This is a genomic window from Vibrio gazogenes (genome assembly GCF_002196515.1).
GTDB lineage: Bacteria > Pseudomonadota > Gammaproteobacteria > Enterobacterales > Vibrionaceae > Vibrio > Vibrio gazogenes_A.
Map to the genome: position 1 here is coordinate 2,236,311 of NZ_CP018835.1, position 20,909 is coordinate 2,257,219.

Consider the following 20,909-nt stretch of genomic DNA (forward strand, 5'->3'; position numbering starts at 1 on the left):
CTATATGTCTTTGCTTGTAGCAGTAAATAAAGCTAAAATTAACACCTACTTTTTTTGATAATAATGACGAATTCCGGCAATGAGGGGAAGCAATGGCTGATTGGAATGGTGAATACATAAGTCCTTATGCTGAACATGGTAAGAAAAACGAGCAGGTCAAGAAAATTACGGTTTCTATCCCATTGAAAGTTCTCAAAGTATTGACTGATGAACGGACAAGACGCCAGATCAATAATTTACGTCATGCAACAAATAGTGAGCTTTTGTGTGAGGCGTTTTTACATGCATATACTGGTCAGCCTTTGCCGACGGATGAAGATCTGCGTAAAGATCGCCCGGATGATATTCCCACTGAAGCAAAAGCAATCATGACCGAAATGGGTATTGAATTTGAATCTTATGATGATTAATTCACAGGGGGCGGACTTCTCAGGTTGATAAAGTGTTTTCCGTCATGCTGGCTGATTTGGACGTATTGCTTTAACCTCAGAGAATATGAAATCAATTTCTTCAACAAAGGAAACAATACATCAGGTTGGTTGTTTCCTTTGCAGATAAGGGACGTCTGATATGATCTATGTGCACTACCTTGAACAATCTCGGGCATTACGTGTGGTTTGGTTGTTGGAAGCGCTCGAACTCGAATATGAAGTGGTTCATTATAGCCGGGACCCAAAGACTTGGGGGGCCCCGGAATCTTTGAAGGCGGTTCATCCGTTAGGCAAGTCTCCGATGATTGTTGATGGCGAACACACGATTGCCGAGTCAGGCGCTATTATCGAGTATCTGCTCGATACCTATGACCACCAACGCCGTTTCCGGCCAGAATCAGGGCAAGCTTTACTGGATTATCGCTATTGGTTGCATGCCGCTGAAGGTTCTTTCATGATGTGGCTGGTGATGCGGCTGATCTTTATCAAATCGAGAGAAAAACTGCCATTTTTGTTACGTCCATTGATAGGTTCTTTTCTCAACAAGATGGATCAGATAGTGATTGAGCCTCGAGTCTCTACTTTCTTGCGTTATATTGATGATACGCTTGCGCAACGTTCATGGTTTGCCGGAGAGCAGCTCAGTGGTGCCGACTTTCAGATGCATCTGGTCTTACAGCTTGCTGATATGCGGGCGGATTTGTCTGCCTATCCCAATATTCAACGCTATCATCAACAGGTTGTTCAACTGGCGAGCTATCAGCAAGCACTGCAAAAGATCCCTGATTGAATCAAAAATTTAAATGCAAGTGATAAAAAGAGGATACACATCGTGTATCCTCTTTTTGTATCTGTGATGTTCTGCCTGTTTGTTCGATTAATCTTGCATATAGCCTTCAGGCATTGAAATCCGAGCAACGCCTGAATCAACAGCGGCTTGCGCAACAGCTCTGGCGACTCGTGGCAACAGCCGTGGATCCATCGGTTTAGGAATAATGTACTCGGGACCGAATGAGAGGCTGTCGATACCAGCTGCTGTCAGCACTTCTGCCGGCACATCTTCTTTGGCAAGTTGGCGGATCGCTTCAACTGCTGCAATTTTCATTTCATCGTTAATTTCGCTGGCTCGAATATCCAGTGCGCCACGGAAAATGAACGGGAAGCAGAGAACATTGTTGACCTGATTTGGGTAGTCAGAACGCCCTGTTCCCATGATTAAATCGTTGCGGACTTGGTAAGCCAGTTCTGGTTTGATTTCTGGGTCTGGGTTTGAGCAAGCAAATACGATTGGTTTTTCAGCCATCAATGCTAATGCTTCCGGTGGCAGGAGGTTCGGGCCGGAAACACCAAGGAATAGGTCAGCATCTTGAATGACATCTTCTAAGGTTCTCTTATCTGTATTATTAGCAAATAACTGTTTGTGCTCATTCAGATCTGTACGACGGGTGTGAATCACACCTTTGCGGTCCAGCATATAGATCTTCTCACGCATGGCACCGCATTTGATCAACAGTTCCATACAGGCTACGGCTGCTGCACCAGCGCCCAGACAAACGATCGTACACTCCTTCAGGTCCTTTCCCTGTAGCTCAATTGCATTGAGCATGCCTGCCGCAGTGACGATTGCTGTACCATGTTGATCATCATGAAATACGGGGACGTCACAACGTTCGATAAGACGTCGTTCGATATCAAAGCAATCCGGTGCTTTGATATCTTCCAGATTAATGCCACCAAAAGTATCAGCAATATTTGCAACCGTCTCGACGAACTCATCAATGGTACGGTGTTTCACTTGAATGTCGAACGAGTCCAGACCTGCGAATCGTTTGAAAAGCAATGCTTTTCCTTCCATGACTGGTTTGGATGCCATCGGCCCTAGATTACCTAACCCAAGGATAGCTGTCCCGTTAGAGATAACGGCGACGGTGTTTCCTTTCGCTGTATATTTGTAAATATTATCGACATCCTGCGCAATCTCACGGACAGGCTCGGCAACACCAGGACTATAGGCTAAAGCGAGATCCGTAGCCGTGTCGGCTGGTTTGGTGAGTGTGATCGCGATTTTTCCTGCGGTTGGAATGGCGTGATAATCCAAAGCTTTCTGGCGAAATGCTTGTTCGGGAGTTAAATCTTGGTGGTTGTCTTCAGACATAGGGTCGTGTCTCGTTGTCATGTTGATAGGGAAAGAAACTGTATTCTAATGGATGTCTGGGAAGCTGCCTAGGCGTTCATGGTATTATGTGTTTAAAAATTGCATAAATATGTAGAGGTAGGAGGAGTTTATGCTGATATATTCTGTTTTATGCAACAATCACGTTGATGTCACAAAGATGCCAGTCTATCAATAGAGAGTCAGGAATCGCTTGGTGTGTCTTGCGTCGGGGGAAATCATAGGCGTTTGGGAAAATAAAAAGGACACGCAATGGTGTCCTTTTTGAAATTCTCAGCGAAGAGAGATTATTTTTTGCCGCTGCTAAGCGCACCGAAACGCTTGTTGAAGCGATCTACACGACCACCGGTATCAACGATACGTTGTTTACCAGTATAGAATGGGTGACATTTGTCACAAACATCCAAGTGCAGAGAATCTTTGTTCAGTGTTGTTTTGAATTCGAAAGCGTTGCCGCAAGAACATGTTGCGCTTACAACTTTGTATTCTGGATGGATACCAGTTTTCATGGGAGAACCTCAAAATCGGGCCATGTCGCTATCCGGATCGTTGCCGGACACCACATGTCAGTTAATCATATCGTCTTACATCGGTTGTGATACGGGCTCCGTATCATCAAGGCGCGCTATATTAAAGAATCCATGAGCGGTGATCAACTAGTTTTGCTGTTATTTTCACCATTCTTATTGCTGTCTCGAATTTCACGATAGCTTCGATTAGACTGTTGTCCATTATTTTTACATCTGATGTTCAGTGATATGCATCCATCCATTGCCCGAGTGGCATTACCTGTCCCTTTAGATAAGCAGTTCGACTATCTGATACCAGCGCATTGTCAGCCTGTGATCGGTGGGCGGGTATCCGTGCCGTTTGGGCGACAGACATTGATTGGTATTGTGGTCGCACTTGGCGATGACTCTGAGATGAGTCCTGATGTGCTGAAACCGATTCGCTCTGTGTTGGATGAGCAGCCGATCTGGCCAGCCAGTCTATTTCGACTCTTTACTTGGTGCAGTCAATATTATCAATATCCACTCGGCGATACCTTGTCAAATGCGTTACCCGCGGCATTGAGAAAAGGGAAAGCCGCTGATTTTGCGACTTTGCGAGAGTGGAGCCTGACATCGGCCGGACGAGATAAGCTGATGCAGGGGCTTGGCCGTGCCGTTCAGCAGGCTAAGGTGCTGCGTTTGCTCGAAAACGGTACACAAAGTCATCAAGTCTTCATCGATGAAGAGATTAGTCGTCAGGTCTTGAACACGCTTGAGGACAAAGGGTGGATTGAAGCGATTGACAGAAAACCAGATCGTCAACCGTGGCCTCAGTTACTGGAAGACGAAGATGAAAAGCCGCAACTCAATATGGAACAGTCCGTTGCGATTGCAACAATCAACAGCCAGCACGAATTTGGTTGCTACTTATTGGAAGGTGTGACTGGCTCGGGAAAAACGGAAGTTTACCTGAACTTGATTGCTCCGGTCTTGAAGCAAGGAAAGCAAGCTTTGGTTCTGGTGCCCGAAATTGGTTTAACGCCACAGACGATTCAGCGTTTTCGCTCACGCTTTATGGTGCCTGTGGTCGTGATGCATTCCGGGCTCAATGAAACGGAAAGACTCAATGCATGGTTGTCTGCCCGCGATGGTCATGCGGGAGTGATCATTGGCACACGTTCTGCGCTGTTTACACCGTTTTCTGATTTGGGAATCATCATTGTTGATGAAGAACATGATACCTCATATAAACAGCAAGATAGCTTACGGTATCATGCACGGGATGTCGCCGTTATGCGCGCCAACCTTGAGCAGATTCCGATTGTACTAGGCTCGGCGACGCCTGCACTTGAGACCCTACAGAATGCACTCAGTGGTAAATACCACCATTTAACTTTGACACAACGGGCTGGTGATGCGGTTCCGGCAACCAATCGGGTTTTGGATGTTAAAGGACTTTATCTTGAAGGCGGATTGTCAGCGCCACTGATTGCTGAAATGAGAAAGCATTTACAGGTCGGGAATCAGGTTTTGCTATTTCTCAATCGGCGGGGATACGCCCCTGTGCTGATGTGTCATGAATGCGGCTGGGTTGCTCATTGTCAGCGCTGTGATGCACGTTATACCTATCATCAGGTCACACAGGAACTTCGCTGTCACCATTGTGGTTCCCAGCGTCCGGTCATGCATCAATGTCAGGATTGTGGCTCGACACAGATGGCAACGGTTGGTGTCGGAACTGAGCAGTTGGAAACACAACTGGCAGCGCTCTTCCCCCAATATCGTACCATTCGGATTGACCGGGACAGCACCCGAAGAAAAGGCACGCTGGAGTCGGCTCTCAATGCCGTTCATCGGGGGGAGTATCATATTTTAATCGGGACGCAGATGCTGGCAAAAGGCCATCATTTTCCACGCGTGACACTGGTTGGATTGCTGGATGTTGACAGTGCGTTGTACAGTCATGATTTTCGGGCATCGGAGCGACTGGCACAGTTATTTATTCAGGTTGCAGGTCGTGCCGGACGCGCCAGCCAGCCCGGTGAAGTGATTCTTCAGACGCATCATCCAGAGCATAGCTTACTTCAGGCATTGCTTAAAAAGGATTACCGTCACTTTGCCATGAGCGCGTTACATGAGCGGAAACTGGCATTGTTACCTCCTTTTAGTTACTTGACTTTATTTAAGGCCGAGTCAAATCAAGCTGAGCTTGGGGAAGATTTTCTCAGACAGGTCAGGCAGACGTTGGAGGTTCATCCGTTGTTTGATCATGCAACCTGTACGGTCTTAGGGCCATCTCCGGCACCCATGGCGAAACGAGCTGGGAAATATCGTTGGCAGTTATTGCTTCAAACGATGAGTCGGCCGGTGATGCAAAAACTGTTGATGAGTGCTAAACCTGTTATTCAAAGTTTACCACTCGCAGGGAAAGTTCGTTGGTCGCTCGATGTTGAACCACATGATCTGTCATAACCCCTCGTTTTCTATCCGGTCTTTCAGAAGCTTATCGGCGTGGATTGGTATTTTTGTCACGAGATAAAACCTATGTATCGTGATCTATTTCTCGTTTATGATGTAAGAAGTGTTAAATAGAACGTAACTTTATTCGTAGAAATGCTTAAACTATGGAAGCGCATACATCAAGCTCTTGATAGATATATCAAAAGTATGTGCATCAATTAGTTTTATAGCAAATACCATTTTGAAAGAGGGTTTTTATGTATGGCGACAATGAAGGATGTTGCTCAACTAGCGGGAGTGTCAACCGCGACCGTATCTAGGGCATTGATGAATCCCGAAAAAGTGTCGCCTACGACAAGAAAACGGGTTGAAGATGCAGTTCTTGAAGCCGGATACTCTCCGAATTCACTGGCACGAAATTTAAGACGTAACGAATCAAAGACGATTGTTGCGATTGTTCCTGATATCTGTGATCCGTACTTCACTGAAATTATCCGAGGTATTGAGGATGCTGCTGTCGAACATGGTTATTTAGTGTTACTTGGGGATAGCGGCCAACAGAAGAAACGTGAAAGTTCTTTTGTGAATCTGGTCTTTACCAAGCAAGCCGACGGTATGCTACTGCTTGGCACCGATTTACCGTTTGATGCCAGTAAGTCAGAGCAGAAAAATCTACCACCGATGGTGATGGCTTGCGAATATGCACCGGAGCTGGAATTACCGACCGTCCATATTGATAATCTGACGTCTGCATTTGAAGTAGTCAATTATCTCACTCAGATGGGGCATAAAAAGATTGGCGAGATTGCCGGCCCCGATTCAGCGGCTTTGTGTCATTTTCGTCATCAGGGCTATATGCAGGCTTTAAGACGTGCCGGCATTACGATGAACCCTGCTTATCATTACAAAGGTGATTTCAGCTTTGAAGCGGGTGTGAAAGCGATTCGGCTCCTGCTCGGGCTGTCTGAGCCTCCGGGGGCTGTTTTCTGCCACAATGACATGATGGCTATCGGTGCCATTCAAGAAGCCAAACGCTTAGGTGTCAGAGTGCCTCAGGATCTATCAGTGGTTGGTTTCGACGATATCAACTTTGCTCAGTATTGTGATCCACCGTTAACAACAGTCTCTCAGCCTCGGTATGAAATTGGCCGTCAGGCGATGCTGATGATGTTAGAGGTGCTTCGGGGTCACGATGTTCGGGCTGGCTCTCGTTTGCTCGAAACAAAATTGGTCATTCGTGAAAGTGTGGCTGCTCCTCGCGGATGACTCTTCGTGGATGACATTGGTGAACCGCAATATACTGGTGTGTATTGTGCTCAGAGTTGTGCTTCCGAATGGTCTTCTTTAACATACAGTCATTGTTTGTAAGGTAAGCATAATTTAGTGGCTAATAAAGACTATGTGAAACGGGGTAGTGCAGCAAAGAAAACTGCGCGTAAAACACCGAAGAAGCGCCCTTGGTTGAGTGGTACGCTTGCTGTGATTGTGGTAGCTGTGTTTGGATATGGCTTGTATACACTGAGTGTACAGCCGTCTCCGTCAGTCAAGCATGCACCTGTGGTTCAGAAACCCAAAGTGAAACAATCGACGCATGACAAGCAAAAGATCCTTCCTCCCCCTCCGACTGAAAAGTGGGATTATGTCGATACCTTGCCTCAGCGTGAGATTGAGGTCACCCCGAAGGCGCTGAAAGTATCAAAAATTCCGTACATAATGCAGTGTGGTGCATACAAGACGATGGCTCAGGCAGAAAAGCGGAAACTGGACATCGCTTTTCAAGGCATTAAAAGTAAAATCCGCAAGAGGGAAGATAGTAGCTGGTATCGCGTGGTGATCGGCCCTTACAAATTTAAACGTGATGCTGAACGCGATCGGCATAAACTTCAGCGCGCGAAGATTGAACCCTGCGCGATTTGGAAAGAGAAACAATAGACACATTTCTCCCTATCCTCCGGTGCTGGTTACAGCATTCCGGAGGAAATAACGACGATATCCCGCCTTTTGACTTGAATTCAAACAAGCTTGTCCTTATATAGTTTTCTAACACACTTTATAAAATGGAAGAGGTCCACTCGTGACTACAATCGTATCCGTCCGTCGTGATAATAAAGTTGTTATTGCCGGAGATGGTCAAGTTTCTCTGGGTAATACCGTGATGAAAGGAAATGCCCGCAAGGTGCGCCGCCTGTATAACGATAAGATACTGGCTGGATTCGCTGGCGGTACAGCGGATGCATTTACATTATTTGAGCGTTTTGAAAGCAAGTTGCAAATGCATCAAGGACATCTGGTCAAGGCGGCTGTTGAACTTGCCAAAGATTGGCGAAGTGATCGCGCCCTGCGCCGTTTGGAAGCGATTTTAGCCGTTGCTGATGAGACCGCTTCACTCATTATTACCGGTAATGGTGATGTTGTTCAGCCAGAACATGATCTGATCGCAATTGGTTCTGGTGGTAATTATGCACAGGCCGCTGCGACAGCTTTACTAGAAAATACCGATCTGGACGCGCAGGAAATCGCTGAAAAAGCGCTGCAAATTGCAGGGGATATCTGTGTGTTCACTAACCATTTCCAGACTATCGAAGTGCTTGATATTCCTCAAAGTGAATCATAGAAACTATTCGATAGCCTCTGCAATACAGAACAAAGGAAATAAGCATGTCTGAAATGACTCCTCGTGAAATTGTTCATGAACTCAATCGTCATATTATCGGTCAGGACAAAGCGAAAAGAGCGGTCGCGATTGCTTTAAGGAATCGCTGGCGCCGCATGCAGTTGGAAGAAAGTCTGCGTGTCGAAGTGACGCCCAAAAATATTTTGATGATTGGTCCTACTGGGGTAGGTAAAACTGAAATTGCTCGGCGTTTGGCAAAGTTAGCAAATGCTCCATTTATGAAAATTGAAGCCACAAAATTTACTGAAGTTGGTTATGTCGGTAAAGAAGTTGAATCGATCATCCGGGACCTGACCGATGTCGCGGTAAAAATGACCCATCAGCAAGCGATGGAAAAGGTGCAGTTCCGAGCCGAAGAGTTAGCTGAAGAACGCATTCTTGATGTATTGCTGCCACCACCGCGTGACTCCTGGGGTGAAGAAGAACGAGCTGAAGATAATTCCCATACCAGACAGGTATTCCGTAAGAAATTACGTGAAGGTCAGCTCGATGATAAAGAAATTGAAATCGATGTCGCAGCACCGCAAATGGGTGTTGAAATTATGGCACCTCCGGGTATGGAAGAAATGACCAACCAGTTACAGGGCATGTTCCAAAACCTGGCCGGAAACACGCAAAAGAAACGTAAGCTGAAGATTAAAGATGCGTTTAAGGCGTTAACGGAAGAAGAAGCTGCGAAACTGGTCAATCAGGATGAACTGAAAGAACAAGCCATCTTTAATGTTGAGAACCACGGTATTGTGTTCGTCGATGAGATCGACAAAATCTGTAAGCGTGGTGAAGTCTCCGGCCCTGATGTGTCGCGAGAAGGGGTGCAGCGCGATCTGCTGCCATTGATCGAAGGTAGTACGGTATCGACCAAGCACGGTATGGTCAGAACGGATCATATTCTATTCATTGCTTCCGGAGCATTTCAGGTTGCTAAACCGTCGGATCTGATTCCTGAATTACAAGGGCGTTTACCCATTCGAGTTGAACTGGAAGCGCTGAGTAGTGATGATTTCAAACGTATCCTGACTGAACCGAAAGCGTCGCTGACAGAGCAATATCAGGCGTTGATGGCCACAGAAAATGTGTCGATTGATTTCTCTGAAGATGGGATTGCGCAGATTGCGGATGCCGCTTGGCAGGTGAATGAAACGACTGAGAATATCGGGGCTCGCCGTTTGCATACGGTGATGGAACGCTTGATGGATGAGATTTCCTTCGATGCGACCGATAAAGCAGGCTCATCATTCACCATTAATGCTGACTATGTGAAAGAGCGTCTCGGTGAGTTGGTTGGCGATGAAGACCTCAGCCGCTTTATTCTGTAAGCATGGCATTCGATAGGTGACAGAGACAATGATATCCGTGCTCTCCATTACCGGTTCGGTATCATTTGTTTACTGGTCACTTTGATGTCATCCGAATATAAAAGCTCGCATTTTTATGCGGGCTTTTTATTATCAATGATTTCATCGTATACTAGGGCCCTTGACGTCCACTAGGCTGTAATCATGATGAACTCTATTTCGATTTGGATGGATGCGGCTAGACCGAAAACCTTGCCTTTGGCATTGATTTCGATCCTCACAGGAAGTGCCCTAGCTTTTTCTGAAAAGCATTTTTCGTGGCCGATAGCAATTTTAGCTTTGGTCACGGCTATCTTACTGCAAATTTTGTCTAACCTTGCCAATGATTATGGCGATGCGGTGAAAGGAACCGATAATGACGCTCGATTAGGTCCTATGCGAGCCATTCAGTCGGGTGCTGTGACATTGAAAGACATGAAATATGCCATGATGATCAATGTGCTGCTCACGGTTGTTTCTGGCATGGCATTGATTCTGTATGCCCTCGATTCGCTTGACAATATTTTGGTTTTTATAGGTCTTGGCGTTATGGCGATGATCGCTGCGGTTGCTTATACCATGGGGAATAAGCCTTATGGTTATGTCGGGCTTGGTGATGTCTCCGTGTTTATCTTCTTTGGCTTGTTGGGGGTTTCCGGGACTTATTTTCTCTATACCGGTCACTTGAATTCGACGCTACTCCTGCCATCGATCGCTTGTGGTTTATTGGCTGTCGCAGTATTGAATGTCAATAATATGCGGGATATCGAAAATGATGAAATCTGTGGCAAGCGGACAATCGCGGTTCGTTTAGGCCCGATTCTGGCAAAAAAATATCACTTTATTCTGTTAGCAGGGGCTGTTTTCACGTTTAGTTTATATTTGTGGTTACAGACCGATCCGCTCTGGCTTGCTCTTCCTTTTCTACTCAGTTTGGTGGCGATGGTCAAACATGCGGTTGCCATTTGGGAAGCTGAACAACCAGTGCATATCGCTCCGATGTTACCTGCCGTCGTCCGATGTTCTATTGTGACAAATTTATTGTTTGTCGGGGTGGTCGTTGCTCAAACACTGATCAGTTAATTGAGCTTTGTCATTGCAATGACTTACATAGTCGATATACTCGTTTAAGATACTTTCGCTGTGAGAATGGTTGCCATGGAATACAATACATCTGCACTTTGTGATATTTATTTCGATCAGGTTGATGTTGTAGAACCGATGTTCAGTAATTTTGGTGGACGAGCCTCTTTTGCCGGCCAGATAACAACGGTCAAATGTTTTGAAGATAATGGTTTGATCCGAGAAGTGCTTGAGCAAGACGGTTTGGGACGGGTGCTATTGATTGATGGCGGTGGTTCTTTACGTCGTGCCCTGATTGACTCTGAATTAGCTGTACTTGCTGAAGAAAATGAGTGGGAAGGACTGGTTGTTTACGGGTGTGTCCGTGAAGTGGACGAACTGGAAGAAATGAATATTGGTATTCAGGCCATGACATCAATTCCTGTTGGCGCTGCTGCACAAAGTATCGGTGAGATCGATATCCCCGTGAATTTTGGCGGTGTTACCTTCTTACCTGAAGACTACCTTTATGCAGACAGTACCGGTATCATTCTTTCTCAGGAACCTTTGAATACTGACCTTGAAGAGGCTGAGTTGGATGAGGAAGAGCTCGATGATGACGATGATGTCATTGCAGCAGAAGACGAAGAGCGGATTTAATCGCCTGATATAAGCGTTTGTCTGATGTAAGAGCCGTTTATTGCTTACGGCTCGTTGTCTTGTCTCCTGTGACTGGCTTTCTTGCCACTGGATCTCAGGCTTTGTCGTCGTAAAGATAAAGCCTGAAAATATCCGAATACCCCACCAAGAATATTGCCGATAGCAATCCCTGCAAATAATCCATTGATTTGCCAGAGTTGTGAGCCGATCCAGGCTGAAGGTAGCGTAAAAAGAAACAGACGCATAAAGTTCCAACTAAAGGCTTTCAGTGGTTGGTTGAGCGCGTTCAATGCTGAAACAATCATCATCACAATCCCCTGAAATCCATAACTCAATGGCACAATTAATAAATAATGCCAGAGTATTTCTCGAACCTGTGTTTCCTGTGAGAACAGCGCAGAAAGAGGGATGCTTAGCGGGACCATCATTAAGAAAATAAGGCCTTGGAATACCACCGAAAACCGGATGCTCAAGAAAAGTCCGGCAAAGCCTCTTTGTGGGTTATCGGCACTAAAATTCTGCGCTAAGAAAGGTGTGAGTGTTGACGTTAACGACATCAGCACCAGAATCAGAATCGATTCAACACGTTGTGCTGCACCATATGCGGCGACCGCTACGGTGCCATGTTGGGAGAGTAGTATCATCAACAATGCACCGGAAATCGGGTTCATCGCGTTGGACAAGGCAGCGGGTGTACCAATCCGTAAAACCTGTTTCCAGTCTTGCCATAATGAGCGCCAGTCAGGTCGTGTAACTAGCCGTTTCCGATAAAATAGAATATATAACGTGCCAACCAAGGCTGTACACCAGCTAATCGCACTGGCAATCGCTGCACCTTGAATCCCAAGTTCCGGAAAAGGTCCGTAACCGAAGATGAGTAATGGATCTAAAATACCGTTGATACTGCCAGATAGGATCATGAGTAGTGCCGGTGTTCTGGTATCTCCGGTTGCCCGGATAGCACTATTCCCAGCCATAGGAATGACCAGTAATGGTATGGCAAGATACCAAACGGACATATACTGCTGTATCAAAGGCAGTAATGCGGGCTGGGCACCGAGTAAGGTAAAAAGAGGTGAGATCGTTAACAAACCAACGCCAGAAGCAATACTGACTAAAACCACGGCCAGCAACAAACCATGAATTGTCAGGCGAGCCGCATTATGTATCGATTTTTGACCCAATGAATGCGCAATACTGGTCGATAAACCAATACCAATCCCCATCGTGATGCAGTTCACAGCAAAAGTTACAGGGAATGTATAGCTGACGGCAGCCAGAGCGTGGGTCCCGAGCAGAGAAATAAAATAGGTATCGACTAAGTTGAACATCAGCACCGATATCATGCCGAAGGTCATTGGGATTGTCATCCGGCGGAGTACGACGGGAATTGGTGCCGAAAGCAGCCCGTGTTTATCATGCATAGAAAAGAAGGATGTCTATCGGAGGAACCGGGATGACAGCATACTTGATTCTGGTTAAAACAGCCAGTTTAGTCCCGGAGTGATAAAAAGGCCGACAAATGCCGGCCTTGAAAATACGTCAATCTTTGATCGTTATGCTTTGGCTGCCGCTGCTGCTTTCGCAATTGCTGCAAATCCTTTCGCGTCTAACGCTGCACCACCCACCAATGCACCATCGATGTCTGGTTGAGCAAAGAGTTCTGCTGCATTTTCTGCTTTAACGGAACCGCCGTACTGAATGACGACATTTTTCGCAACGTCTTCACTTTCGTTTGCAATATGAGCACGGATAGACGCGTGAATTGCTTGTGCTTGTTCTGCTGTTGCTGCTTTACCAGTACCGATAGCCCAGATCGGTTCGTAAGCGATAATCGCACCGTTGAGTGCTTCAACACCTTGCGTTTTGATCACTGCGTCAAGTTGGCGTGCACAAACGGCAAGTGTCTCGCCCGCTTCGTTTTGTGCTTCTGATTCACCGATACACAATACTGGTGTCAGGCCATTTTCTTTCAGGAACGCAAATTTTTGAGCAACAAACTCATCAGATTCATGATGGTATTCGCGACGCTCAGAGTGACCGATAATGATGTGTGTTGCTCCAAAGTCTTTCAACATTTGAGGAGACATATCACCGGTGAAAGCACCACTATTGTTCACATCAGTGTTTTGTGCTCCTAGGATAATCTTATTCCCGCCTTCTTTGATTAACCGTTCTGCAAGGTCAAGATACAACGCTGGTGGTGCAACCGCGACGTCAACACCGACAACGCCTTCGAGTTCAGCATTCAGGCCAGAGAGCAGGTCGGTGACCATTGTTTTACTTCCGTTTAATTTCCAGTTACCCATAACAACAGGACGACGCATAGGAATATCTCCAAATTCAGTGAGTATAAAAATGTGACTTCGACAGAATATAACAGATAAAACCCAGTAGATCATGATACGAATCATGACTTTCTTGGTTAGAGCATTTGAGATAGTTGCTATTTGGTTTTATTTTACCAGAGCGATTTACCGTGGGAGCGGGAAGCTCCGAAACCTTCGGCAGTATGCCATGATAGGGATGCATCATATGATCAATCTTCGGATGGAATATTCAGCGCCAGTTGATGAGCGCGTGAATATTTCTCGGTTACTGGAAGACCTCCATCAAGTGTTACTTCACGATGAAACCATTCAACGATTCGGTTTATCCGTCAAAAGCAATGCCATCCGGAGCCATCAGTGGTTTGTTGGCGAACAATTAGATTCTGCTGATTTTATACAGTTGGTCGTGGAAGTGAGTCAGGAGTATGTTGCTGATATTCGTCATACAGTGATCGAAAAATTAACCGAACGTTTTGAGCAAGACGCGGAGAAAATTGAAAATATTTCAGTTTTTTTGCGAGCGATTGAGCAACACTATATTCGACACCGCAGTTAAAAATACCCTCAAGCGAGGGTAGGGACATGACGAATTTAAAGTTCCAAACACGACCTAGAGCGCGCTTTAAACCAGACTGGCTTGGAAAGAGCCTCAAAGATACATCTCTTTCAGCATCTCTGATTTAAGCATGCGGCCTGTATCGCTGAAACGGAATCACATCAGCAGGGCTTGGAGTATCGTCTGTTGAGTTACTGGTTAACGCATTCTGGAATTTTACCATCTGAGCACTCAACTCTCTCATCAGTTTTACATTGGCATGATCCGCATTTTTGCAGGAGCGCACGACTCTATCAATGTGGCTTTGCTGAGCCCAGAGTCGGTCTTGCATCTTTCGCGACGATGAGAGAATCATCTCTTCACAGATATCTCGTTTGAGCATCGCGAATGCTTCCGGATTGTGTTTAGCCAGTGCTACCAGCTCATCAAATGGGGGGAGCTCGGTATAAAAACTTGGTGCGGCCATATATCACCTCAGTTTCTTTGTATGCCAGCCTATGACTCAAATTCAGTTCGTTTAATTTGAGTACTACTCAATGATAAACCAATATTGAACAAATTGTGAACTTAATGTGAGAACTTCTAACAAATGGACGTTAGCTGAGTTTTTTGATGATATAACTGCAACGACGATGTCCGGAGACGATGTGTTCTTGGCGTTCGATAGTACATAACCCTTCAAGTAGCGACTGAAAGATGTGTAATTCAGATTGGCAAAAACTTTGGCATCGTGTTGCTGCTTTACATATCGGGCAATGATTTTCGATGAGACGGTAGCCGTCTGATAACGTTTCCAGCTTGACCATGTAGCCTTCTCTCTCTCGTAAGGTTACGAGCATCTCAAGCTTTTCTTCCAGAGTCTTACAGGTCTGAATTTCAGCGTTATATTGCGCCAATGTCTGCGCTTCTCTAGTCGCAACAATTTTAGCAATACCTTCTGAGCCATATACCTGCTCGATGGCATCAATCACCTGAAGTGTGAGTTCACCGTGACGGTCGGCAAAGTAAGCATGTCCATCCTCTGTCAGTGTCCAGTGGCGAGTGGGACGCCCCACCTTGACTTTGACATCATAGAAGTGGATCAGCCCATCCTCTTCAAGTGACTGAAGATGTTGACGGGCTCCCATCGTGGTGATTTCGAAGCGGTCGGCAAGTTGTTTCGCAGTGACTGCGCCTTCTCGCTTAAGCGTATGCAATATCTTGTCGGCTGTTTTCATCGGTGTCCTCTTTGCTCCGCCTATTATTCAGACTTCAGTTAATAAAGTAAACAATTGACTATTGGCTGAAGATGAGAAGCTGTCGGAGAGAAAAACTCGGGAATGATTATTATTTTGTTATATAGATCACGTTTTTTTACCTGTTCACCCTTGGGATATTTACTTTCCTCCCCCACATAGAAAGCACAAGCTGATAAACAGCGTTTTCATAAACAACACAAATAATTAAATCAGGAGAGACGACCGATGAATATTCGTCCATTACATGACCGAGTTATCGTTGAACGCCAAGAAGTTGAATCCAAGTCTGCTGGTGGGATCGTTTTAACTGGTTCTGCGGCGGAAAAATCAACACGTGGCAAAGTGCTTGCTGTCGGCAACGGCCGAGTGCTTGAAAATGGGACTGTTCAGCCGCTGGACGTCAAAGTTGGTGATACTGTTATTTTTGCTGAAGGTTACGGCACCAAGTCGGAAAAGATCGATGGCAAAGAAGTATTGATCCTTGCTGAAAATGACATTCTGGCGATTGTCGAATAAAAGTAGGCGTTGAGTAATTTTTGCTCTTATTCAAAACAATTGACGAAAACCGAATTAAGAAATAGGGAATAAAAGATGGCTGCTAAAGACGTTAAGTTTGGAAATGATGCACGAGTAAAAATGCTGGAAGGTGTAAACGTTCTGGCTGATGCAGTAAAAGTAACATTGGGCCCGAAAGGCCGTAACGTTGTTCTGGATAAATCATTTGGTGCGCCAACCATTACTAAAGATGGTGTTTCTGTTGCACGTGAGATCGAACTGGAAGATAAATTCCAGAATATGGGCGCACAAATGGTGAAAGAAGTTGCATCTCAGGCAAATGATGCAGCTGGTGACGGAACAACAACTGCAACAGTTCTGGCTCAGTCTATCGTCAATGAAGGCCTAAAAGCCGTTGCTGCCGGCATGAACCCAATGGATTTAAAACGTGGTATCGATAAAGCCGTGATTGCCGCTGTTGAAGCGCTGAAAGGTCTGTCTGTACCATGTGAAGATAACAAAGCGATCGCACAGGTTGGTACAATCTCTGCGAACTCTGATGTCAGCGTAGGTAACATCATTGCCGAAGCAATGGAAAAAGTTGGTCGCGACGGGGTTATCACCGTTGAAGAAGGTCAAGCGCTACAAGATGAGCTGGATGTCGTTGAAGGGATGCAGTTTGATCGTGGCTACCTGTCTCCTTACTTTATCAACAATCAAGAATCGGGTTCTGTTGAGCTAGACAATCCATTTATCTTATTAGTTGATAAGAAAATATCTAATATTCGTGAGTTACTGCCAGTACTTGAGTCAGTTGCAAAAGCATCTCGTCCTCTGCTGATTGTTGCAGAAGATGTTGAAGGTGAAGCGTTGGCAACACTCGTTGTGAACAACATGCGTGGTATCGTGAAAGTGGCTGCTGTGAAGGCTCCTGGTTTTGGGGACCGTCGTAAAGCGATGCTTCAGGATATTGCAATTTTGACTGGCGGCACGGTCATCTCTGAAGAAATCGGTCTGGAGTTGGATAAAACAGCACTGGAAGATTTGGGTCAGGCAAAACGTGTCACTATCACGAAAGAAAATACTACAGTCATTGACGGTGCTGGTGAAGCGGCTGCAATTGATGGTCGTGTTGTTCAAATTCGTCAACAGATTGAAGAAGCAACATCTGATTACGACAAAGAGAAGCTTCAAGAGCGTGTTGCTAAACTTGCCGGTGGTGTTGCCGTGATTAAAGTGGGCGCCGCAACTGAAGTTGAAATGAAAGAGAAGAAAGACCGCGTCGAAGATGCTTTGCATGCGACTCGTGCTGCTGTTGAAGAAGGTGTTGTTGCCGGTGGTGGTGTGGCACTGATTCGTGCAGCTTCTCAATTGACAGACCTGAAAGGTGACAACGAAGAACAGAACGTTGGTATTCGTGTTGCACTACGTGCGATGGAGTCTCCAATCCGTCAGATCGTATCCAATGCGGGTGATGAAGAGTCTGTTGTTGCGAATAACATCAAAGGCGGCGAAGGTAACTATGGTTATAACGCAGCTACCGGTGAATACGGCGATATGATTGAGATGGGTATTCTTGACCCAACCAAAGTAACCCGTAGTGCACTTCAGTTTGCAGCATCGATTGCTGGTCTGATGATTACCACAGAAGCGATGGTGACTGACGTACCGAAGAGCGATGGCCCAGCAATGCCTGATATGGGCGGCGGCATGGGCGGTATGCCAGGCATGATGTAATTTATTCATCATCTAAGCATGATCTGAAAAGGGTGAGGTTTCCTCACCCTTTTTTCATTTTAGCGGTAGCTGGTATAGGATGTTGATCTTCTTTCTGACGATGGTGTGGTTATGTTAATTCAAGGATTAAGTTATGCGAATGCGACGGAACAGCTGAATATTTCTCACTGGGAACTTCAGCCTTCACAGCATTGGGGAGTATTTATTGCACATGCGCAGAGTAGTGAACTTTTAGTTCGCCTTTTTTCCGGTACGCTGGCAGATAGTGAACATGTCATTGAAGGCAAACCTGCAAGCGTTGGCTTAGTGTCTCTGTCGGAGCAGCAGCGGTTACTGGATGATGAAATCGCCAAAGACGAAACCGACTTTCAGGACCACATCGATTATGGTTCTACGGTCGAGACGCTGTTATGGGACGCCGGATGCACCGAAGATGAATTTGCATATTTGCTTGAACTGACCGATTTGCAACATTTGAGAGCTCGGGGATTCCGCCAGCTATCAACCGGTGAGACACGGCGCTTAATGTTGGCCCGCGCACTAGCGGGAAAACCGGAGCTCCTGATTTTGCATGAACCCTATTCCGGATTAGATGTAGCGCATCGTCGTCAGTTAACCGACTGCCTGAATCAACTGGCTGATGAAATGCAATTGGTTGTGATTACTTCAAGAGAAGATGAACTCCCCGAGTGTCTTACCCATATTGCCTTGTTTGATGACAAGCAGTTGACTCAGACCATGACGATTGAACAATGGCGCCAGCATCCGATTTTAGAGCAACTGACAGCGCTGACAGAGAACAAACAAGAAGCATGGCTGGCACTGAGCCGACAATACGAGCCAGACACCTCGATGGCGAACCCGAGAGTGGTGATGAATCAAGTTAAGGTTGAGTATACGGATGGTCTGATTTTTCAGGATCTGTCGTGGCAGATTCAAGCAAACCAGCATTGGCAGATTCGTGGCCCGAACGGATGTGGTAAAAGCACCTTACTCGGTTTGATTTTGGGTGACCATCCTCAGTGTTACTGTAACGATATTACCGTGCTGGGAATGCGTCGTGGCAGTGGTGAGAGTATCTGGGATATAAAGCGCCATATTGGTGTAGTTTCTTCAGCGCTTCATCTGCAATACCGGGTGAATTGTACCGTTTTGGATGTATTGTTATCCGGATTCTTTGATTCGATCGGTCTTTATGAAAAACCATCAGCGAAGCAGGTGCAGATTGCCCGACATTGGTTAGAGGTGTTGGAAATGAGTCATTATGAAAAACACACATTCAAGCAGCTGGATTATGGGCAGCAACGGTTATTGTTAATCGTGCGAGCGTTAATTAAACAGCCTGTTTTACTGATTCTCGATGAACCCTATCAGGGATTGGACTACTTGAACCGCCGTTTAGTGATGACGGTGCTCAACCGTCTGGCTGAATTGAATATGACGCAGTTATTGTATGTCTCGCACTATGAGGAAGATCGACTCTCTGCAATTCGTAATTATGTGGATTTTGTTGCAGCGCCAGAGGGGGGCTACCGAGTTTGTATCTCGGAGGCGGCGTAACCATCCTCCAGATAACATCTTATTGCCAATGTTCAGGTTATTCTAAATGGAGGTCCAGTGGAGTTTTACTGCTGCGGCCACCTATTTCCCGGGTCAGTCTGGGGACGAGATAACCGGAAACTTGCTCAATCAAACCTGCCATAATTGTTTTTGCGTCCTGATCAGCAACAAAGAAATGGGCTGCCCCCTGAACTTTATCCAGTACATGCAGATAGTAGGGCAGAATGCCCGCCTGAAACAGCGCTTCACTCAGTTCAACCTGAGCTGTAACCGAGTCATTGATTCCCTTAAGCAGAACCGCCTGATTGAGCAACGTGACACCGGCCTGACGCAGAGACATCATCGCCTGACTAAGCGAGGTATTGATTTCACGGGCATGATTGATATGGGAGACAAAAACCACATTTAAACGGGTTTGAGCGAGTAGCTCAGTCAGTGCCGGGGTGATTCGTTCCGGGATCACAACCGGCAAACGAGAATGAAATCGCAATGTCTGAATGTGTGGAATCAAAGCAATCTGTTCAATCAACCAACGGAGTTCATGGTCTTTTGCCATGAGCGGGTCGCCACCGGAGAGTATCACCTCATTCAATTCCGTGTGTTGTGCGATGTAATCTAAGTTTTCTTGCCAGACCGTTTTATTGCCTTTGTTGTCCTGATAGGGAAAGTGGCGGCGAAAACAGTAGCGACAGTTGATGGCACATGCACCCTTTAAAATCAGCAATACTCGATTCTGATATTTGTGTAATAGCCCCGGGTGTTGATTGTTCTGTTCTGCCAGTGGATCCGTTGAAAATCCGGGTAGAACATCGAATTCCTGACTGAGGGGCAGCACTTGACGTAACAGCGGATCGAACGGATTCCCTTTTTCCATTCGCTCGACAAAACTAAGTGGTACCCGCTGTGTAAAAAGCTTCCTAGCTTTAAATCCTTGCATCCAAGGGGTGGGATCAATTTCCAGATATCTGAGCAGTTGCTCTGGATCTGAGATCGCATTCGCAAGTTGTTTGAGCCAGTTTTGCTCAACAGATTCAATTTTTCGGGTTATTATGTGCGGCATTGAATTTAACTCGAAGTACAAGTAAGAGGAAATAATGGCTACTGTTAGCACGAATGAGTTTAAAGGCGGTCTGAAGATTATGATCGATAACGAGCCTTGTGTCATTCTCGAAAACGAGTATGTAAAACCAGGTAAAGGTCAGGCATTCAATCGCGTTAAAATCCGTAAATTGCTTTCCGGCAAAGTATTGGAAAAAACCTTTAAGTCGGGAGACTCTGCAGAAGTCGCAGATGTCATGGATATCGATCTGGATTATCTTTATTCCGATGGCGAATTCTATCACTTTATGAATAGCGAAACATTCGAACAAATTGCTGCTGATGCAAAAGCTATCGGTGACAATGCGAAATGGTTAGTTGAAAATAATGCATGTATGCTGACGCTGTGGAATGGCAACCCGATTGCTGTTGCGCCACCTAACTTCGTTGAGTTGGAAGTCATTGAAACTGATCCCGGTCTGAAAGGTGATACTCAAGGAACCGGTGGTAAACCTGCAACATTATCGACTGGTGCAGTTGTTCGTGTACCTCTGTTTATTCAGATTGGCGAAGTCATCAAAGTAGATACACGTACCGCTGAGTATGTGAGCCGCGTAAAATAAACGGGCGTTAGCATGGGGTCGCGATGAGCATCAGCTTCATGTGAGTT

General features: G+C 45.9%; 21 protein-coding genes. 14 read left to right on the top strand and 7 right to left on the bottom strand.

Features of this window, described 5'->3' with window-relative positions; genetic code table 11:
- Positions 1-92: 92 nt before the first annotated feature.
- Both metJ and BSQ33_RS10080 read left to right on the top strand, forming a co-directional pair.
- The gene (gene metJ / locus BSQ33_RS10075) at positions 93-410 is read left to right on the top strand and encodes a met regulon transcriptional regulator MetJ (protein ID WP_072960538.1); all 318 of its coding nucleotides are present in this window, start codon (positions 93-95) and stop codon (positions 408-410) included.
- A 160-nt stretch (positions 411-570) separates the two neighbouring features.
- Complete coding sequence (locus BSQ33_RS10080; RefSeq protein ID WP_088134044.1) at positions 571-1,221, top strand: glutathione S-transferase; 651 nt, start codon at positions 571-573, stop codon at positions 1,219-1,221.
- 87 nt (positions 1,222-1,308) lie between these two features.
- Here the strand turns inward: BSQ33_RS10080 and BSQ33_RS10085 are convergent, their stop codons facing one another.
- Together BSQ33_RS10085 and rpmE are read right to left on the bottom strand one after the other, a co-directional pair.
- Positions 1,309-2,586 carry a malic enzyme-like NAD(P)-binding protein gene (locus tag BSQ33_RS10085; protein WP_088134045.1) on the bottom strand — a complete coding sequence of 426 codons (1,278 nt, stop codon included), beginning with the start codon at positions 2,584-2,586 and terminating at the stop codon, positions 1,309-1,311.
- Between the two features lie 305 nt (positions 2,587-2,891).
- On the bottom strand, positions 2,892-3,113 hold the full coding sequence (gene rpmE / locus BSQ33_RS10090) for a 50S ribosomal protein L31 (protein WP_072960545.1): 222 nt from the start codon (positions 3,111-3,113) through the stop codon (positions 2,892-2,894).
- A gap of 249 nt (positions 3,114-3,362) precedes the next feature.
- Between rpmE and priA the strand changes: the two genes are divergently transcribed.
- The 7 genes from priA (at position 3,363) to rraA (ending at position 11,285) form a co-directional block, all read left to right on the top strand.
- Positions 3,363-5,567 (top strand): primosomal protein N', encoded by a 2,205-nt coding sequence (gene priA, locus BSQ33_RS10095; RefSeq protein WP_088134046.1) that lies wholly within the window; start codon positions 3,363-3,365, stop codon positions 5,565-5,567.
- A gap of 249 nt (positions 5,568-5,816) precedes the next feature.
- A complete protein-coding gene (gene cytR / locus BSQ33_RS10100; RefSeq protein ID WP_088134047.1) occupies positions 5,817-6,821 on the top strand; it encodes a DNA-binding transcriptional regulator CytR in 1,005 nt (334 codons plus the stop codon).
- A 117-nt stretch (positions 6,822-6,938) separates the two neighbouring features.
- Positions 6,939-7,487, top strand: coding sequence for an SPOR domain-containing protein (locus BSQ33_RS10105; RefSeq protein ID WP_088134048.1), 549 nt, complete (start codon positions 6,939-6,941; stop codon positions 7,485-7,487).
- Between the two features lie 142 nt (positions 7,488-7,629).
- Positions 7,630-8,169 (top strand): ATP-dependent protease subunit HslV, encoded by a 540-nt coding sequence (hslV, locus tag BSQ33_RS10110; protein WP_038178732.1) that lies wholly within the window; start codon positions 7,630-7,632, stop codon positions 8,167-8,169.
- Positions 8,170-8,213: 44 nt separating this feature from the next.
- Positions 8,214-9,545 (top strand): HslU--HslV peptidase ATPase subunit, encoded by a 1,332-nt coding sequence (gene hslU / locus BSQ33_RS10115; RefSeq protein ID WP_088134049.1) that lies wholly within the window; start codon positions 8,214-8,216, stop codon positions 9,543-9,545.
- Between the two features lie 183 nt (positions 9,546-9,728).
- Positions 9,729-10,646: a 1,4-dihydroxy-2-naphthoate polyprenyltransferase gene (locus tag BSQ33_RS10120; protein ID WP_088134050.1), complete on the top strand. Its 918-nt coding sequence runs from the start codon at positions 9,729-9,731 to the stop codon at positions 10,644-10,646.
- Positions 10,647-10,721: 75 nt separating this feature from the next.
- Positions 10,722-11,285 carry a ribonuclease E activity regulator RraA gene (gene rraA, locus BSQ33_RS10125; RefSeq protein WP_088134572.1) on the top strand — a complete coding sequence of 188 codons (564 nt, stop codon included), beginning with the start codon at positions 10,722-10,724 and terminating at the stop codon, positions 11,283-11,285.
- A gap of 44 nt (positions 11,286-11,329) precedes the next feature.
- Here rraA and BSQ33_RS10130 read toward each other — a convergent pair whose 3' ends face one another.
- The gene (locus BSQ33_RS10130) at positions 11,330-12,709 is read right to left on the bottom strand and encodes an MATE family efflux transporter (protein ID WP_088134051.1); all 1,380 of its coding nucleotides are present in this window, start codon (positions 12,707-12,709) and stop codon (positions 11,330-11,332) included.
- 132 nt (positions 12,710-12,841) lie between these two features.
- Positions 12,842-13,612, bottom strand: a complete 771-nt coding sequence (gene tpiA / locus BSQ33_RS10135) for a triose-phosphate isomerase (RefSeq protein ID WP_088134052.1) — start codon at positions 13,610-13,612, stop codon at positions 12,842-12,844.
- A 208-nt stretch (positions 13,613-13,820) separates the two neighbouring features.
- On the opposite strand from tpiA, the gene BSQ33_RS10140 reads away from it, so the two are divergent.
- Complete coding sequence (locus BSQ33_RS10140; RefSeq protein WP_157721381.1) at positions 13,821-14,171, top strand: 5-carboxymethyl-2-hydroxymuconate isomerase; 351 nt, start codon at positions 13,821-13,823, stop codon at positions 14,169-14,171.
- Between the two features lie 124 nt (positions 14,172-14,295).
- Here the strand turns inward: BSQ33_RS10140 and BSQ33_RS10145 are convergent, their stop codons facing one another.
- Both BSQ33_RS10145 and BSQ33_RS10150 read right to left on the bottom strand, forming a co-directional pair.
- Positions 14,296-14,637 (bottom strand): DUF3135 domain-containing protein, encoded by a 342-nt coding sequence (locus tag BSQ33_RS10145; protein ID WP_088134054.1) that lies wholly within the window; start codon positions 14,635-14,637, stop codon positions 14,296-14,298.
- A gap of 130 nt (positions 14,638-14,767) precedes the next feature.
- Positions 14,768-15,388 (bottom strand): helix-turn-helix transcriptional regulator, encoded by a 621-nt coding sequence (locus BSQ33_RS10150; RefSeq protein ID WP_088134055.1) that lies wholly within the window; start codon positions 15,386-15,388, stop codon positions 14,768-14,770.
- A 246-nt stretch (positions 15,389-15,634) separates the two neighbouring features.
- Here BSQ33_RS10150 and BSQ33_RS10155 point away from each other — a divergent pair, with 246 nt between their 5' ends.
- The 3 genes from BSQ33_RS10155 to BSQ33_RS10165 all read left to right on the top strand — a co-directional run bounded on the left by BSQ33_RS10155 (position 15,635) and on the right by BSQ33_RS10165 (position 19,201).
- Positions 15,635-15,925 (top strand): co-chaperone GroES, encoded by a 291-nt coding sequence (locus tag BSQ33_RS10155; RefSeq protein WP_059119701.1) that lies wholly within the window; start codon positions 15,635-15,637, stop codon positions 15,923-15,925.
- 75 nt (positions 15,926-16,000) lie between these two features.
- Positions 16,001-17,641 carry a chaperonin GroEL gene (gene groL, locus BSQ33_RS10160; RefSeq protein WP_088134056.1) on the top strand — a complete coding sequence of 547 codons (1,641 nt, stop codon included), beginning with the start codon at positions 16,001-16,003 and terminating at the stop codon, positions 17,639-17,641.
- 111 nt (positions 17,642-17,752) lie between these two features.
- Positions 17,753-19,201 carry an ATP-binding cassette domain-containing protein gene (locus BSQ33_RS10165; protein WP_088134057.1) on the top strand — a complete coding sequence of 483 codons (1,449 nt, stop codon included), beginning with the start codon at positions 17,753-17,755 and terminating at the stop codon, positions 19,199-19,201.
- A 37-nt stretch (positions 19,202-19,238) separates the two neighbouring features.
- Here the strand turns inward: BSQ33_RS10165 and epmB are convergent, their stop codons facing one another.
- Positions 19,239-20,261 (bottom strand): EF-P beta-lysylation protein EpmB, encoded by a 1,023-nt coding sequence (epmB, locus tag BSQ33_RS10170; RefSeq protein ID WP_088134058.1) that lies wholly within the window; start codon positions 20,259-20,261, stop codon positions 19,239-19,241.
- A gap of 34 nt (positions 20,262-20,295) precedes the next feature.
- Here epmB and efp point away from each other — a divergent pair, with 34 nt between their 5' ends.
- Positions 20,296-20,862 carry an elongation factor P gene (efp, locus tag BSQ33_RS10175; RefSeq protein WP_088134059.1) on the top strand — a complete coding sequence of 189 codons (567 nt, stop codon included), beginning with the start codon at positions 20,296-20,298 and terminating at the stop codon, positions 20,860-20,862.
- The last annotated feature ends 47 nt before the right edge of the window (positions 20,863-20,909 follow it).

Bases quoted from the DNA above. Each gene is read 5' to 3' on its own strand.
- metJ (WP_072960538.1), top strand. From the start codon at position 93: ATGGCTGATTGGAATGGTGAATACATAAGTCCTTATGCTGAACATGGT.
- BSQ33_RS10080 (WP_088134044.1), top strand. From the start codon at position 571: ATGATCTATGTGCACTACCTTGAACAATCTCGGGCATTACGTGTGGTT.
- BSQ33_RS10085 (WP_088134045.1), bottom strand. From the start codon at position 2,586: ATGTCTGAAGACAACCACCAAGATTTAACTCCCGAACAAGCATTTCGC.
- rpmE (WP_072960545.1), bottom strand. From the start codon at position 3,113: ATGAAAACTGGTATCCATCCAGAATACAAAGTTGTAAGCGCAACATGT.
- priA (WP_088134046.1), top strand. From the start codon at position 3,363: ATGCATCCATCCATTGCCCGAGTGGCATTACCTGTCCCTTTAGATAAG.
- cytR (WP_088134047.1), top strand. From the start codon at position 5,817: ATGGCGACAATGAAGGATGTTGCTCAACTAGCGGGAGTGTCAACCGCG.
- hslU (WP_088134049.1), top strand. From the start codon at position 8,214: ATGTCTGAAATGACTCCTCGTGAAATTGTTCATGAACTCAATCGTCAT.
- BSQ33_RS10120 (WP_088134050.1), top strand. From the start codon at position 9,729: ATGATGAACTCTATTTCGATTTGGATGGATGCGGCTAGACCGAAAACC.
- rraA (WP_088134572.1), top strand. From the start codon at position 10,722: ATGGAATACAATACATCTGCACTTTGTGATATTTATTTCGATCAGGTT.
- BSQ33_RS10130 (WP_088134051.1), bottom strand. From the start codon at position 12,709: ATGCATGATAAACACGGGCTGCTTTCGGCACCAATTCCCGTCGTACTC.
- tpiA (WP_088134052.1), bottom strand. From the start codon at position 13,612: ATGCGTCGTCCTGTTGTTATGGGTAACTGGAAATTAAACGGAAGTAAA.
- BSQ33_RS10140 (WP_157721381.1), top strand. From the start codon at position 13,821: ATGATCAATCTTCGGATGGAATATTCAGCGCCAGTTGATGAGCGCGTG.
- BSQ33_RS10145 (WP_088134054.1), bottom strand. From the start codon at position 14,637: ATGGCCGCACCAAGTTTTTATACCGAGCTCCCCCCATTTGATGAGCTG.
- BSQ33_RS10150 (WP_088134055.1), bottom strand. From the start codon at position 15,388: ATGAAAACAGCCGACAAGATATTGCATACGCTTAAGCGAGAAGGCGCA.
- BSQ33_RS10155 (WP_059119701.1), top strand. From the start codon at position 15,635: ATGAATATTCGTCCATTACATGACCGAGTTATCGTTGAACGCCAAGAA.
- groL (WP_088134056.1), top strand. From the start codon at position 16,001: ATGGCTGCTAAAGACGTTAAGTTTGGAAATGATGCACGAGTAAAAATG.
- BSQ33_RS10165 (WP_088134057.1), top strand. From the start codon at position 17,753: ATGTTAATTCAAGGATTAAGTTATGCGAATGCGACGGAACAGCTGAAT.
- epmB (WP_088134058.1), bottom strand. From the start codon at position 20,261: ATGCCGCACATAATAACCCGAAAAATTGAATCTGTTGAGCAAAACTGG.
- efp (WP_088134059.1), top strand. From the start codon at position 20,296: ATGGCTACTGTTAGCACGAATGAGTTTAAAGGCGGTCTGAAGATTATG.